General features: G+C 61.4%; 11 protein-coding genes. 8 read left to right on the top strand and 3 right to left on the bottom strand.

Annotated elements, in window-relative coordinates:
* Window positions 1-584: 584 nt before the first annotated feature.
* Entirely contained in the window at window positions 585-5,036 is a 4,452-nt protein-coding gene (locus D1222_RS03675; protein ID WP_147371810.1) for a DUF7933 domain-containing protein, read from the top strand.
* A gap of 14 nt (window positions 5,037-5,050) precedes the next feature.
* On the opposite strand, the gene D1222_RS03670 is transcribed toward D1222_RS03675, so the two are convergent.
* From D1222_RS03670 to D1222_RS03660, 3 genes are all read right to left on the bottom strand, one after another.
* A complete protein-coding gene (locus D1222_RS03670; protein ID WP_119452864.1) occupies window positions 5,051-5,677 on the bottom strand; it encodes a response regulator transcription factor in 627 nt (208 codons plus the stop codon).
* The gene (locus D1222_RS03665; protein WP_119452863.1) at window positions 5,674-6,798 is read right to left on the bottom strand and encodes a PAS domain-containing sensor histidine kinase; all 1,125 of its coding nucleotides are present in this window, start codon (window positions 6,796-6,798) and stop codon (window positions 5,674-5,676) included. Before D1222_RS03665 ends, D1222_RS03670 begins: the two co-directional genes overlap by 4 nt.
* Window positions 6,799-6,912: 114 nt before the next feature.
* Entirely contained in the window at window positions 6,913-7,176 is a 264-nt protein-coding gene (locus D1222_RS03660; RefSeq protein ID WP_119452862.1) for a hypothetical protein, read from the bottom strand.
* Between the two features lie 278 nt (window positions 7,177-7,454).
* Here D1222_RS03660 and ccoN point away from each other — a divergent pair, with 278 nt between their 5' ends.
* Genes ccoN through D1222_RS03625 form a run of 7 tightly spaced genes read left to right on the top strand, consistent with a single transcriptional unit; the run spans window position 7,455 to window position 15,033 of the window.
* Window positions 7,455-9,014 carry a cytochrome-c oxidase, cbb3-type subunit I gene (gene ccoN, locus D1222_RS03655; protein WP_407646734.1) on the top strand — a complete coding sequence of 520 codons (1,560 nt, stop codon included), beginning with the start codon at window positions 7,455-7,457 and terminating at the stop codon, window positions 9,012-9,014.
* 14 nt (window positions 9,015-9,028) lie between these two features.
* A complete protein-coding gene (gene ccoO, locus D1222_RS03650) occupies window positions 9,029-9,796 on the top strand; it encodes a cytochrome-c oxidase, cbb3-type subunit II (protein ID WP_119452860.1) in 768 nt (255 codons plus the stop codon).
* Window positions 9,797-9,808: 12 nt separating this feature from the next.
* Window positions 9,809-9,970: a cbb3-type cytochrome c oxidase subunit 3 gene (locus tag D1222_RS03645; protein ID WP_119452859.1), complete on the top strand. Its 162-nt coding sequence runs from the start codon at window positions 9,809-9,811 to the stop codon at window positions 9,968-9,970.
* Window positions 9,963-10,847: a cytochrome-c oxidase, cbb3-type subunit III gene (ccoP, locus tag D1222_RS03640; RefSeq protein ID WP_119452858.1), complete on the top strand. Its 885-nt coding sequence runs from the start codon at window positions 9,963-9,965 to the stop codon at window positions 10,845-10,847. The genes D1222_RS03645 and ccoP overlap by 8 nt, the downstream gene beginning before the upstream one ends.
* Window positions 10,848-10,858: 11 nt before the next feature.
* A complete protein-coding gene (gene ccoG / locus D1222_RS03635) occupies window positions 10,859-12,316 on the top strand; it encodes a cytochrome c oxidase accessory protein CcoG (RefSeq protein WP_119452857.1) in 1,458 nt (485 codons plus the stop codon).
* Window positions 12,317-12,319: 3 nt separating this feature from the next.
* Window positions 12,320-12,826: a FixH family protein gene (locus D1222_RS03630; protein WP_119452856.1), complete on the top strand. Its 507-nt coding sequence runs from the start codon at window positions 12,320-12,322 to the stop codon at window positions 12,824-12,826.
* Complete coding sequence (locus D1222_RS03625) at window positions 12,823-15,033, top strand: heavy metal translocating P-type ATPase (RefSeq protein ID WP_119452855.1); 2,211 nt, start codon at window positions 12,823-12,825, stop codon at window positions 15,031-15,033. The genes D1222_RS03630 and D1222_RS03625 overlap by 4 nt, the downstream gene beginning before the upstream one ends.
* The last annotated feature ends 1 nt before the right edge of the window (window position 15,034 follow it).

Genomic DNA, 15,034 nt, shown 5'->3' with positions numbered 1-15,034 from the left:
TTAATCCCCTCCGACCACCCGTTCGGGTGATGCACGCCTCGTTCCGGGCCTCTAGCCTCGCACTCGGGACCAGACTGGGTGGGGGGACGCACATGTCCAACTCTGAAACTGAACGAGCAGGGCTGATCAGGGTGTCGGCGGTGGATCGGCTAGCCTCGGGTCTAAGCAGATTGAAACGCCTTGTTTCGCCGAAACGCCTGGTCGGCCTTTCGCTAGTGGCAGCGCTTTCTAGTCTTGCGTTGCCACAGGCAGCATCTGCACAGGTAAGCTGCCCAGACGCAGGAAATGGGTTTCGAACAATCGCGAGTGAGGTGACGCTTACCTGTTCCGAGTTTGATGAAAAGGGCGTAAATCCCGTCCCCTATATTGTTTTCGGCAATAACTTGCGCGACTACACTCAAGTAAGCGCCACCCAATCCACTTCGGGTGGGAGCGGTACACCGGCGGGCTGGAGCTGGACCTGCACAGGCGATGGTTGCGGGGCTGCCAGCGGTACCGCGCAGGTGATCCCTTGCAGTACCTATGGCGGACCGTCTTCAAGTTGCGCGGTTTCCTATTCTTTTCAGGATCAGAACAGCGATGTGGTGAGCGGTTCCTTTTCGGTGGCTGGTGGGTCATTCACGATGGAGTCCCACACGCTATCGGGCGGCGTTTTCACCCCTTCCAGCCCACCAACATTCAGCATGGCGATCAACCCGTCTTCGACGAGCGATAATGACAGCGCTCAGATTACTTACACGATCGGTAACGTGCTAAATTCAACTGCGACCACAGCATTGGACTTCGCGCACAATCTCAGCCCCAACCTTGTTGTTCATAGCTCGCCGAATGCGTCGACGACATGTACGGGCGGCACGCTGACTGCGGTGGCGGGCAGTAGCTCCATTTCTTATTCTGGCGGCTCCGTCGCGGCCGGCGCTTCCTGCACGGTGCAGCTTCTGGTGAGTTCGGATCAGGCGGGCACTTACAACGAAACAACAGGCGATCTCACCTCATCAAAAGGCAATAGTGGAACGGCATCGGGCACGCTGACGGTGACCGATGAGACCGCGCCGCGCGTGCAAGCTATTGAGCGTGCGGACCCATCGGGTGCCACGACCAGTTCCGACGAACTCACCTGGAGGATTACCTTCACCGAGGCGATGGACCTCGCAACAATTACATCCGACCAGTTCTCGCTCACCGCGTCGGCTGAAGCAGTCACGGCAGGCCTTACCATAGTGAATGTGAGCGGGACGCAAGTTGAAGTGCGCGCGAGCGGCGGGAACCTGCCCGATTACAACGGGACAGTTACTTTGGGATTCAATTCGCCATCATCCATTGCAGATGTGGCTGGCAATGTCCTGGTCAGCTTCAACCCAACGGCCATCAGGCAGGACACTTACGATCTGGTCAATGATACCACCCCGCCAATGGTGACGGCTTTCGAGCGCTACACACCGCTGGATGAAAACACCAATGCCGATGAGCTGGTCTTCAAGATCACGTTCAGTGAAACCGTTCGCAATGTAGGTACGGGTAGCTTTCAGGTGACGGGTACGACGGCGACAGGCACGGCACTCGCGACCTTTGGAGGCAAGGGAGAACTCGGCGGCGATATGGGCATGATGGTCCAGAAGCAGCGCATAGGGTTTCGGGGCCTAACCGGTGAGAGCTTCCTGCTAACCGTCTCAGGCGGGAATCTGGCGTCCTATAATGGCGTTGTCGGTCTTGACTTGGCGTTTGGCGGTGGGGCCACGGACGCGCGTGATGATGCACCACCAGCGCCGATCGTTTTCGGCGTTACCGACCTCTCCGGCAACGCGCTGCTGACGGGCGAACCGGCCACGGACGAAACATACACCGTCGACAATAGTGGACCTGTTCTCGCTTCCATTACGCGGTCTGCTCCAACGAACGAATTCACCAATGCCGATACGCTGGTCTGGGACTTCCAGTTCAGCAATATCTCGCCGCTCTATAATGTGAAGACGAGCGAATTCACGCTGACAGGGACGACGGCGACGCTGTCCGTCGAACGCTACAGCATCGGATTTTATGTGACGGCATCGGGCGGCGACCTTGCGAGCGTGAACGGCCCTGTCACGATCACGATGAAGGCTGGCTCAACGGATGAGTTCGGCAATGCCCTGCTCAGCGGTGAGCCGTCAGGCACGAATGAGAACAGCTATACGCTGGACAATACGGCACCGACCATCACCAGCATCGACCTTTTTGAAGGGACGCAGAGTCCGACCGATGCCGACACCCTGGCCTGGGGCGTGCGTTTCAGCGAGCCAATGGAAAGCGCGTCAGTCGGTGCGGCCGACTTCAGTATCTCTGGTACGACGGCAACGCTCAGCCTCGAAGCGATCAGTGCAGATTATTACAAGCTGACACTTGCGGGCGGTAACCTTGCCGATCTGAATGGGACGGTGACGCTTGCTGTCGCAGATGGAAGCGGGCTTCTGGACGCGGCAGGCAATGGGCTCGCCAGCAAGACGCCGACAGGGACGAACAACAATCAGATCGTCGTAGACAATGACTCCATCGGGCCATCGATCGTCATCTCAAGCTCAACAACGGGGCCGGTGCCGGGCGTCTTCCCGGTGACATTCACCTTCACTGAAGATGTCACCGGATTTGCCGCAGAGGATGTGACAGTCGGCAACGCAAGCCTCGCGAATTTCGCCTCAACCAGCGCGAAGGTGTTCACAGCCGATATAACGCCGTCGGCCGATGGTGAGGTAACGCTCAACATCGCGGCCAATGTGGCAACGGATGCGGCGGGCAATGGCAACAAGGTGGCAGCTCAATTCTCGATCCTCGCGGACGCAACACCGCCTGGCCTTTCCATCACCTTCCCTGACGCTGAAACGACAGGCGCTTTCACAGCGACGTTTACTTTCACCGAGGACGTGACGGGTTTCGAGCTGGCGGATATCGTTTTCGGGAACGCAGCGGCGAGCAATTTCTCGGCGACCAGCGGATCAGTTTATACGGCGCTGGTCACGCCATCGGCGCCAGGGACCGTCAGCATCGCGGTCGCGGCAGCGGCGGGTGTCGATGCGGCGGGTAATGATAGCCTGGAGGCGAGTGTGTCTCTGGCCGCTGTTTCCGAAATTCCTGAAGTGGTCATCGACCTAAGTTCCAACATCGCTGACCCTGAACAGGCCGCGACGGTTGCGACCATTTCCAATCCGGGCAGCGCGCCTTTGCCGTTCACCGTGCAGGTCGATGTGCCGTGGATTACGGTGACGCCGCTATCTGGCACGATTTCACCGCTTGGTACGTTCGACCTGTCGGTCAGCCTCAATGATGAGGTGAACAGCCTCGGTGCGGGCGACTATGTCGGCACGGTCACGGTGACGGTGGGCGATGCGCCTGTTGCGCTCGCTTCGCTCGGCGGCGCTAATGGTCAGCCTGTTCAGTCCGGCGGTGGCGGCGCGGTTGGCGTCGGCCTGACGGCAGGTACGATCCTGGTAGAGCTGCCGGTGAATGTCGCCGTGCAGGAACGCTTCGGTAATGTGCAGCTGATTGCGGCGACAGAGGCAGGGCCGTCTGGCGAGGCGAGCTTTACCTATACCTCCGACGTGCCAGCCTTTGACGGTCTCACGCTTTCGACACGCAATAACCGGGCGAGCGCCAGTAGCGGCGACATCCTGTTCGGCAGCTATGACATCACCCAGACGGCGCCTCCGGGCTGGCGGGTGAAGGCGTTCAACTGTTCGGGCGATCTGGATGGTGCGACGCGCTATGACGCGGCGACTGACACGGCAACTGTGGATGTCGATCCAGGTGAGAGCATTGTCTGCGTGTTTGAGAATGTGCGCGATGAGGATGCCGTGAGGCTCGCGACGCAGCGCGCGATCCGCAACTTCATGTTCCGCCGGGCTGACCGCATCATCGATGCCGCGCCGAAACTCTCGCGCCGTTTCGCTGACCGTAACTCAGCCCAGCGGGGCGGCATGTCGGCCAATGCATCGGGGGCAGGCTTCTACCAAATGGACTTCAGTGTCTCGCTGGCTGGCGCCCGCAACGCTGTCGCTGCTGAGGAGGCTGACACGGGGGCGCGGTTCGGCAATGCGGATGCGCCTTTCCTTGATGGCTGGGACATCTGGCTGGCGGCTGAGGCTTCTGGCGTGCGCGATGACAGGGCCGGTGAGCGGTCCAAGACCGACTTCGCGGCCGTGCAGCTTGGCGTGGACTATCTGGTCGGTGAGGACCTGATTGTCGGTGCGATGGCGCAGTATGACTGGATGGAGGATGAGGCGCGCGAAGTGTTCACCGATGCTGGCGCGGTGCGGGGGGCGCAGGTGCAGGGCACGGGCTGGATGGCGGGTCCATATGCCGTCTGGCGGGTGAAAGACAGCCTGACCGTCGACGGCCTCGCCATGTTCGGGGAATCCGACAACCGCGTGAACCCGCTCGGCCTCTATAGCGATGATTTCGAGACAGAGCGCTACATGGTTCAGGCCAATGTGACGGGGGAGATGCGCTCTGGCCCGTGGACGGTGCGTCCGCAGGCAGGCATCACCCAGTACAAGGAAACGCAATCTGCCTACACCGACAGCCTCGGCATCAAGATCCCGTCGCAGGATATCAGCCTTGGCCGCTTCCGGGCGGGGCCTGAAGTGGCGTGGCGCAATGAGTTCCGGGATGGCAGCTGGCTTCAGCTGAGCGGCCGGTTGGACGCTATCTGGGACTATGACAGCGCGGACCTACTGACTGAGCGCGGCTTCCTGAGCAGGGATGATACCGACCTTCGTGCAGATGCGCGGATCGGTGTGGCGGCGCAGACCAAGTGGGGCCCGCTGGTGCGTCTTGAGGTTGGGATCGCAGGTGTGGGCGCCGGAGACTTCCGGGCGGAGACGGCGCGGCTTGAGATCCGTATCCCATTTGGATCTGGCGGTCTGGCCCAGGGTGTCCAGCAGATGGCCTTCGGCCCGGCCACTATGGGTATGGGCGGACGCTGCGACGTGCCGGGCGGCGGCGTGCATAGCGCGTTTGCGAGCCAGTCTGGCTGCAGCGGCGGCGAAATGCGGGGTATCTGGTAGCCGGGGCAGTTCCCCTAGCTGCTAGCCCCAAGTCCGGCGGCGAAAGCGATACGAAGGGCGGCAGAAAGGCTATCGACGCCCAGCTTGTCCATCATGTTGGCCCGGTGAATCTCTACCGTGCGCGGTGAGATATCGAGCGAGTTGGCGATACCCTTATTGGTCAGTCCGTCGACGAGGCCATCGAGGATGTCGCGTTCACGCGGGCTGAGATGCGCGAGGCGCTTTTCGGCCTCGGCTTTCTGGACTGCGCCCTGATGGAGGCTGGCGAGGTGTTCGAAGCCTTCATTGATCGCCTGAAGCAGGACCTGCTTCTCATAAGGCTTTTCGACGAAGTTCACCGCGCCGGCCTTCATGGCCTGCACTGCGACAGACACGTCGCCATGCCCGGTGAGGACGATGATCGGCATTTCGCAGCCGCGTTCATTCAAGGCCTTTTGCACGGCGAGGCCGTTCATCTGCGGCATCTGGACGTCGAGAAGCACGCAGCCTGATTCCAGATCGTCGAGCTTGGCCAGAAAGCTCACGCCATCCGGATGGGTCTGCACGCGGTAGCCTGCGAGGCGCAGCATGAAGCTGGCGGAATGACGGATGGCTTCGTCATCGTCGACGAGGTGGACGAGTGGCTTTTCTGAATCGGTCATGCGTCGGTTTCTACAGGTTCAAGCGTGAAGGCGAAACGCGTTCCCGTGTCGCCTGCGGGCATTGCCTCGATGGTGCCGCCATGGGCTTCGACGATGGTACGGCAGATGGAGAGGCCAAGGCCCATGCCAGTGGATTTGGAGCTGGCAAGCGGGCGGAAGAGGTGTTCGGACACCTCCCGGTCTATGCCTGGGCCATTATCTTCAATGGTAACGAGGACCATGCCATTGCCGCCGATCATCGCGCGGATTTCGATCTTCGGATCGATTTGCGTCCCCATCGCCTCAATGGCGTTGCGCACGATGTTGATGATAACCTGCTGAATCTGGATCGGGTCGATCATCACATGCGGCGTGCTTTCCGCCACGCTGACCGAGATGGCACCTGTTGCTGTGCTCATTTCGGTCTGGACGAGGGCGACGGCGTCGCCGAGCAGTGGGACAAGATCTGTCGGACGCTTCTCGACTTCGCCGCGAGAGACATAATCCCGCAGCTTACGGACGATCTGGCCTGCACGAACAGACTGTTTCGCTGCCTCGCTCAGCGCTTCCTGCACCATCTTCATGGTTTCTTCGTCCGGCGCGTCGAGCAGGTCGCGGGCAGCTTCGAGGTAATTGGTCACGACGGTGAGCGGCTGGTTCAGCTCATGTGCGAGGGCAGATGCCATCGTGCCAACGGAACTCAATCTCGAGAAATGGACGAGCTCGGCCTGCAGGGCCTTCATGCGCGTTTCATTACGCCGCTGCTCGGTCAGGTCCCGCATGAATGCCGTGAAGAGATAGTGATCGCCGATCTTGGCTTCGCCGATCTTGAGGTCGATGGGAAACAGGGAGCCGTCTGAGCGCCTTGCGGTAACCGTACGGCCAATGCCGATGATCTGGCGCTCGCCGGTGCGAAGATAGCGCGAAATATAGCCGTCATGCTGCGACTTGTCGGTTGGCGACATGAGGATGCTGACATTGCGGCCGAGCAGCTGGTCCGCTTCGTAGCCGAACAGGGTCTCTGCCGCCTTGCTGACAGCCGTGATGATCCCGGCGTCATTGATGACGACCATGGCATCCGGCACCGATTGGAGGATGGACCGGAAGTGCTGATGGAGCGCATCAACGTCCATCTCCGCCATATCGTAGATTAGGTCCCGGCTTTTCAGTGTTCACACCCCGTCCGTCTGCACATTCGCAATGCGACAGGCAGGGCCGGGAGGTCAACAAGTAGCGTGACGGGAGGTGTTGAATTCTCATGGCATGACCCGGGCCAGTCGCTCCGCCAGCATCCGTGCATGCTGAAGGAAGGGGCTGACGATCATGACGGCGATACCGGAGACGAAAACCGGGCACCACACGCAGTGCATTCCGAAAAGGCTTTGCGTGCCCGGCGCCTGGCCTGACGATGAGCACCAGGCAAGCTGCAGCAACTCATCGCGCAGGTGATGCGACTGGACTTGTGGCCACGCGATCATCGCAATGGCCAATCCGACGGTGAAGATGATGACACGGTTCATGCGGGGGCCTCCTATTGCCCGCAACCTACTGTGTCTGCGACAGGCTGGCCCATACGTATGAGCCCGTATACCGGACATCCCGGTCCTTACGTAATCCCTCAGCCGTGATGAGGCAGCCGCCGCTTCCGGTGGCGTCTGAATGTTGAGGGGTAGGCAAATTGAGCACCAACATCCTTAAGAGAGGGGCAAGGGACAGCAGCACCGGAATGGTGTCGGCTTTCCTTTGCGTCTTCGCTGTCCTGGCGATCCTGATCGCCGGTAACGCAGCAGACAATCTGATGGGCGTTCACGCGCTCCTGTTCTTTTCCGCAATCATCGCCTGGCTGGTGGGGATTGCGCTCTGGGCCGGCAAGCTCGGCGACCGCAATCCCTTTGACGAGACCCTGTATGAGGACACGCTCGTCAAATTCGGTGTGGCCGCTGCCATGTTCTGGGGGCTCGCAGGCCTTCTGGTCGGCGTTCTCATTGCGTGTCAGCTGACCTGGCCAAATCTCTTCTATGTCGAGGAGCTCGGCTGGACGAACTTTGGCAGGCTACGTCCGCTCCATACGTCCGCCGTGATCTTTGCCTTTGGTGGCAACGTCCTTCTCGCCACCAGCTTCCACGTCGTCCAGCGCACCACGCGCGCACGCCTGTTCGGCGGCATGTGGCCATGGTTTGTTTTCTGGGGTTATCAGCTCTTCATCGTGATCGCCGCGACCGGCTATCTGATGGGCATCACCCAGTCGAAGGAATATGCCGAACCAGAATGGTATGCCGACCTCTGGCTGACCATCGTCTGGGTCGCCTATCTTATCATCTTCCTCGGCACGCTCTGGAAGCGGAAAGAGCCACATATCTATGTGGCAAACTGGTTCTACCTGTCTTTCATCGTGACCATCGCGATGCTGCACATCGTGAACAACCTTTCGCTGCCGGTCTCGCTCGGATCGTCGAAAAGCTATCAGCTGTTCGCGGGTGTGCAGGATGCACTGACCCAGTGGTGGTATGGCCACAACGCCGTCGGCTTCTTCCTGACGACCGGCTTCCTCGCCATCATGTATTATTACATTCCCAAGCGCGTGGACCGCCCGGTCTATTCCTACCGCCTGTCGATCGTGCACTTCTGGTCGCTGATCTTCATCTATATCTGGGCAGGTCCGCATCACCTTCACTACACCGCTCTTCCGCAGTGGGCGCAGACCCTCGGCATGACCTTCTCGATCATGCTGTGGATGCCAAGCTGGGGCGGCATGATCAACGGCGTGATGACCCTGTCAGGCGCCTGGGACAAGCTGCGCACCGACCCTGTAGTCCGCATGATGGTCGTCTCGCTCGCCTTCTACGGCATGTCGACCTTTGAAGGTCCTCTCATGTCGGTACGGGCGGTGAACTCGCTCAGCCACTATACTGAATGGGGCATTGGCCACGTGCATTCCGGTGCACTCGGCTGGGTTGGCTTCATTTCCTTCGGGGCGCTCTACTGCCTCACCCAGTGGCTGTACAAGCGCAAGAGCCTCTACTCGATGGCTCTGGTCGAGTGGCACTTCTGGCTCGCGACGATCGGTATCGTCTTCTACATCGTGTCGATGTGGTTCGCGGGCATCATGGAAGGCCTGATGTGGCGCGCCTATAACGACTTCGGCTTCCTTGAATACAGCTTCGTGGAAACGGTCGAGGCCAAGCATATCAGCTACATCATCCGCATGGTGGGCGGTCTGCTCTACCTCAGCGGCGCTGTGATCATGTCCTACAACCTGATCCGCACCGCGATGGGCCATGAGCGCATCAACCAGCCCGCCGATGCAAATCCCGTAAGCCAACCACCGGCAGCCGCTGAGCTGCAGCCGGCCGAATAGGAGCGTCGAAAACAATGGGACTGCTCAACAAACACGGCGTGTTCGAACGCCACTCGCTCATCCTGACGATCGGCATCCTGATCACGGTCTCGATCGGTGGGCTTATCCAGATGGCACCGCTCTTCTACATGGAGAACACCATCGAGAAGGTGGAAGGCATGCGCCCCTACACCCCGCTCGAAGTGGCTGGCCGCAACATCTATCTGCGCGAAGGCTGCTATGTCTGCCACAGCCAGATGGTGCGCCCGCTTCGCGACGAGGTGGAGCGCTATGGCCACTACTCTCTGGCGGCAGAGTCGATGTACGACCACCCGTTTCAATGGGGCTCGAAGCGGACAGGGCCTGACCTTGCCCGCGTCGGCGGCAAGTATTCCGACGAATGGCATGTCGATCACCTGATCGACCCCCGTGCCCTAGTGCCGGAATCGATCATGCCGCCCTATGCCTTCCTGGCGGAGAAGTCGCTCGACTTCCGCAATATCCAGGATGACCTGAAAGCGCTTCGTGCGGTCGGCGTTCCCTACACCGACGAGATGATCGAGAATGCCAGCATGGACCTTCGGGCCCAGGTGGACCCCGACATCTATTTCGATGAGCAGGACGCGCTGGTGGCTCGCTACACCGAAGCATCCGGCCGCGAAGGCACCGTCCAGATCCGCGACTTCGACCAGGATCCAGACCGGATCACCGAGATGGATGCGCTCGTCGCCTATCTGCAGATGACCGGCACGCTGGTGGATTTCTCCACCTACGAAGCCGAAGACCTGATGAACGCGCGCTAGGGAGAAAGTGACATGTACGAACGACTGTCCAGCTTCGCCCAGACCGGTGGCCTGATCTACTTCGTGGCGATTTTCGCCGCCGTTCTGGCCTACGCGCTCTGGCCCAAAAACCAGAAAAAATTCGACAAGGCGGCAAGCCTTCCACTTTCAGACCGGGAGCCGGGAGATGAGTGAACACCACAAGGATATCGACCAGCCAACCGGCGTAGAGACCACGGGCCATGAATGGGATGGCATCAAGGAGCTGAACAATCCGCTCCCGCGCTGGTGGCTCTATATCTGGTACGGCACCATCGCCTTCTCGATTGGCTATATGGTCGTCATGCCAGCCATTCCGGCCCTGCCGGGTCTTGGCACCAATACGCGTGGCCTTGCAGGCCAATCTGACCGGATCGCGGTGGCTGAGCAGGTCGAAAGCCTGCGGTCGCAGCGTAGCGCATCTGGCGCAGCCCTGTTGACGGCGAGCCTCGAAGAAATCGAGACGGACCGTGAGCTGCAGCAGTTTGCGATGGCATCTGGCGAGAGCGCCTTTGGCGACAATTGCGCCACCTGTCACGGCGCTGGCGGCCGGGGTGCCAAGGGCTATCCGACGCTCGCCGACGATTCCTGGCTCTGGTCAGGTACGCTTGAGGGCATCGAGTACACACTCCAGCACGGCATTCGGCATGAAGAGGATGCGGACACCCGGTTCTCCCTGATGCCAGCCTTTGGCCGCGACCGGCTTCTGGAGCGCCAGCAGATCGACGATGTCGTCAATCATGTCCTGTCGCTGTCTGGTCGCGAGGTGGATGAGGCAGCGAGCAAACGCGGCGCCGACATCTTCGCCGCGCAATGTGCTTCCTGCCACGGCGCAAACGGGACCGGTGACCGCACTGTCGGTGCGCCGAATCTGACGGACGATATCTGGGTGTTCGGCGGCGAGTACCGTGATGTCTACAACACCGTCTACAACGCCCGAAATGCGCACATGCCTGCCTGGGGTGAGCGTCTCGACGAAGCGACGATCAAGTCGCTGGCGGTCTATGTCCACTCGCTTGGCGGCGGGGAGTAGGGGCAGAGCCAATGAGCCGTGTCACCCTCATAACGCCAAAGTCTCCGCCACCGGCCCCTCCGCCGCAGGATCTCTATGCCAAGCGCAAGCAGATCTATCCGAAGCTTGCCCACGGCAAGTTCCGGACGGTGAAATGGGTCGCCATGGCGGGGATGCTGGGCATTTATTACCTGGTGCCATGGCTGCGCTGGGACCGCGGGGCAGGGGTTCCTGACCAGGCGGTGCTGGCGGACTTTGCGGGTGAGCGGTTCTTCTTTTTCGGGATCGAGATCTGGCCGCAGGAGGCTTATTATCTCGCAGGCCTGATGATCCTTGCCGCGCTTGGCCTGTTCCTCGTGACATCGCTGTTCGGGCGGGTCTGGTGCGGCTATGCCTGCCCGCAGACGGTGTGGACCGACCTCTATATCTGGGTCGAGCGGGCGTTTGAGGGCGACCGGGCGGCGCGTATGCGGCTCGATGCCAAGCCCGTGAGCTTCAACAAGGCCTGGCGGAAAGTTGGCAAGCATGCGGTCTGGCTGCTTATCGCCTTCGTGACGGGCGGCGCGTTCATTCTCTACTTCCATGACGCCCAGATGATCGCGCAGACCTTCTTTATCGGCGAGGCGCCGCTCTCGGCCTACTGGTTTGCTGCCATCCTGACGGGGACGACCTATGCGCTCGCCGGGACCATGCGTGAGCAGGTCTGCACCTATCTCTGCCCGTGGCCGCGTATCCAGGCCGCGCTGACCGATGAGCACGCCCTCAACGTCACCTATCGCTATGACCGGGGGGAGCCGCGCGGGCCTCACCGCAAGGGTGAGAGCTGGGAGGGGCGCGGTGATTGTATCGACTGCAAGCAGTGCGTTCAGGTCTGCCCGATGGGGATCGATATCCGCGATGGCGCGCAGCTGGAGTGCATCCACTGCGCGCTGTGCATCGATGCCTGCGACGAGATGATGAAGAAGGTCGAGCGCCCGACAGGTCTCATTGCTTATGATACGGACATTGCGGTTGCGCGGCGTGCAGCGGGCATGCCGGCGCAGTACCGCCTGATCCGTGCCCGGACCGTGCTCTACGCGGCGCTGATGGTGGCCATTGCGGTGCTAATGGCCTGGGGGCTGCTCAATCGCGGCACGTTCGAGGTCAATGTGCTGAAGGACCGCTCGCCGCCTTATGTGCGCCTGTCTGGCGGCGATGTCCGCAACGGCTATACGCTGAAGCTGGTCAACAAGTCCGGCGAGGCGCGCGAAATGAGCCTTGAAGCCAATGGCATTGATGGGCTTGAGCTGGAAGTGATCGGTCTCGAAGCCACTGAGGCAGGCCGTATCTTCCTGCCGGTCGCAGCGCATGGCGTGGACCGTTACCGCATCTTCGTGACCGTGCCGCAGGAAACCGCAGGCGGGCGCGACCACTTCACCCTTCTTCTTCAGGACACTGCCACAGGCGAGCTCCATGGAAACCGCACGAGTTTCATGGCGCCGGGAGACTAGATCATGACCACTGCAACGCTCATCGACGCCCCGCGTGAACGCCAGCTCAAGGGCTGGCACGTCCTCCTGATCATGCTCGCCTTCTTCGGCGTCATGTTCACGGTGAACGGCTTCTTTCTCTATTCGGCGATCACCAGTTTCCCCGGTGAGGATGTCGAGAAGTCCTATCTTCAGGGCCTCAATTATAATCAGACACTCGAAGCCCGCCGTGCGCAGGCAGAGCTTGGCTGGACAGTGCGGGCAGGCCTGTCGGGGCTGGAAGCGGTTGCTGTGCAGGTCGCAGATGCAGACGGCGCGCCTGTCGGTGGCCTCAGCGTTGAGGCGAAGCTGCGCCGTCTTGCGACGGGAGCGCAGGATGTGACCGTCTCGCTCACTGCTGCTGGCGCGCCCGGCCTCTACCGCGCCGACCTGCCAGAGCTTGAGAGCGGTCAGTGGGAGATGATCGTCACCGCTACGGATATGTCCGGCGACGTCACAATCGAAGCGCGCAAGGATGTGAGGGTGCCGTGACCGCTGCGGGAAATCCCTCTGCAGGCTGTCCCAGAGGGCTCGCGCCCGCTGAACAGGCGCATGCGAGCGACATCAGCGCGTTCGTCCGCCGCTCGCCTGAAGGCAATACGCTCCAGCTGACGGTGCGTGGCGCAAAATGCGCTGGCTGCCTTTCCAAGATCGAGAAGAGCGTGCAGGCCCTGCCCGGGGTGACGCAGGCGCGGCTCAACCTTTCCAATGGCCGCTTCGACGTGCGCTGGCGCGGTGACCTTTCGGCAAACGACGTCGCAGGAACGGTGTCTGCGCTCGGGTATGGGGTCGCGCCATTCGCACCCGACGCCGCAGACAGCGCCGCCAAGAGCGAGGAGCGCAAACTTCTTATCGCGATGGCCGTCGCAGCTTTCGCGGCAGCGAATGTCATGCTGCTCTCTGTTTCGATCTGGTCGGGTCATGGAGAGATGGGTGAGACGACCCGGCGGGTCATGCATGCGATTTCTGGCGCCATTGCGCTTCCGGCGGCGCTGTTTTCGGGCCGCATCTTCTTCCAGTCGGCTTGGTCAGTGCTTCGCCGGGGCCATGCGAACATGGACGTGCCGATCTCGCTCGCCGTTCTGCTCGCGCTCGGCGTGAGTGTCACCGAGACGATCCGGGGCGGCGAGCATGCCTATTTCGACGCCGCCGTCATGCTGCTCTTCTTCCTGCTGATCGGTCGCTTCCTTGATGCGCGCCTCCGCAGACGGACCCATGCCGCCGCGCAGGATCTGGCGGCCCTGCAGGCGCGTACCGTGACCCGTCTGGAAGGCACTGAAGCGCGCTCTGTGCGTGCCGATGAGATCATCGCGGGCGATATCGTGCTGGTCGCACCGGGTGAGCGCCTCACCGTCGATATCGACGTGCTGGACGGCGTCAGCGAAGCTGATGAGAGCCTTGTCAGCGGTGAGAGCCTGCCGCGTGCCGTTGCGCCCGGAGCGCGGCTCTTTGCGGGTTCAATCAACCTGACGCAGCCCCTGCGTGGGCGCGCAATCTCAGCCGCAAGCGACTCCCTGCTCGCCGACATCGCGCGTATGCTCGAGGCAGGTGAGCAGCGTCGTTCAAAGTATCGCCGCATCGCAGACAAGGCGGTCTCGCTCTATATTCCGCTGGTTCATACAACCGCTGCGCTGACCCTGATCGGCTGGCTTCTGGCCGGGGCAGGGGTGCGTGAAGCGATCATGATCGCTGTCTCGACGCTGATCATTACCTGTCCGTGTGCGCTCGCGCTGGCTGCGCCTGTCGTACAGGTGGTCGCCGCCGGTCGCCTGTTCCGCAAGGGCGTCTTCCTTCGCTCCGGCGATGCGCTTGAACGCATTGCAGAGTGCGATCACGTCGTCTTCGACAAGACCGGCACGCTGACCCTCGGAGAGCCTGAACTTGTGCGCAGTCCCCATGACCAGGACAAACTTCAGCGCGCAGCCCGTCTTGCGCGCGCCTCCCGCCATCCGCTGTCACGCGCGCTCGTCGCTGCGGCTGGCGCAGGCAGCGTGGCCGCCCACGTGAAGGAACATCCAGGGCTAGGTCTTGAGGCTGAGATTAATGGCGTGCGCTGCCGTCTTGGGTCTGCCGAATGGGTGGGCGAGGAAGCCTCTGCTGCCACCACCAGTCTTCAGCTCTGGTATGTTGAGGGCGATTCGTCCCCACATCGCTTCCTGTTCGAGGATGCGCTGCGCCCCGGCGCGGGCGATGTCGTCGAAACGCTGCGTCGCCGCGGCATTGGCGTCGAGATCCTGTCGGGCGATCGCCAAGATGCTGTGGCCACGATTGCATCGGCGCTGTCGGTGACCGATTGGCGTGCGGGCGCAAGCCCGGCCGACAAGGTTGAGCGACTGGAACAGTTGCGCGCTGAAGGCCGCAAGGTTCTGATGATCGGCGACGGCCTCAATGACGCTGCCTCGCTTTCGCTGGCGCATGCCTCGCTCGCGCCGGGCGGTGCCATGGATGTCAGCCAGTCTGCGAGTGATGGTGTCTATACAGGAGCGGGCCTCGGCGCGATCCTGACCATGATCGACGCGTCGAGCCTTGCCCGGCGCCGGATGGTGCAGAACTTCTCACTGGCTGCGATCTATAATTTCATCGCGGTGCCGATTGCGGTGGCAGGTTTTGCGACGCCGCTGGTCGCAGCGATCGCCATGTCCGGGTCGTCCATCATTGTAACGCTGAATGCGCTTCGCCCCGGCTGGAAGAGATTCTGAT

It is taken from the genome of Henriciella algicola (assembly GCF_003576245.1).
GTDB classification, from domain to species: Bacteria; Pseudomonadota; Alphaproteobacteria; order Caulobacterales; family Hyphomonadaceae; genus Henriciella; species Henriciella algicola.
This window is presented reverse-complemented; position numbering and strand designations above follow the sequence as displayed.

Excerpts from the sequence above, each read along its gene's own strand:
- ccoO (WP_119452860.1), top strand. The coding sequence starts at position 9,029 with ATGGGACTGCTCAACAAACACGGCGTGTTCGAACGCCACTCGCTCATC.
- D1222_RS03660 (WP_119452862.1), bottom strand. The coding sequence starts at position 7,176 with ATGAACCGTGTCATCATCTTCACCGTCGGATTGGCCATTGCGATGATC.
- D1222_RS03630 (WP_119452856.1), top strand. The coding sequence starts at position 12,320 with ATGACCACTGCAACGCTCATCGACGCCCCGCGTGAACGCCAGCTCAAG.
- D1222_RS03645 (WP_119452859.1), top strand. The coding sequence starts at position 9,809 with ATGTACGAACGACTGTCCAGCTTCGCCCAGACCGGTGGCCTGATCTAC.
- ccoP (WP_119452858.1), top strand. The coding sequence starts at position 9,963 with ATGAGTGAACACCACAAGGATATCGACCAGCCAACCGGCGTAGAGACC.
- D1222_RS03670 (WP_119452864.1), bottom strand. The coding sequence starts at position 5,677 with ATGACCGATTCAGAAAAGCCACTCGTCCACCTCGTCGACGATGACGAA.
- ccoN (WP_407646734.1), top strand. The coding sequence starts at position 7,455 with ATGGGCGTTCACGCGCTCCTGTTCTTTTCCGCAATCATCGCCTGGCTG.
- ccoG (WP_119452857.1), top strand. The coding sequence starts at position 10,859 with ATGAGCCGTGTCACCCTCATAACGCCAAAGTCTCCGCCACCGGCCCCT.
- D1222_RS03665 (WP_119452863.1), bottom strand. The coding sequence starts at position 6,798 with ATGGCGGAGATGGACGTTGATGCGCTCCATCAGCACTTCCGGTCCATC.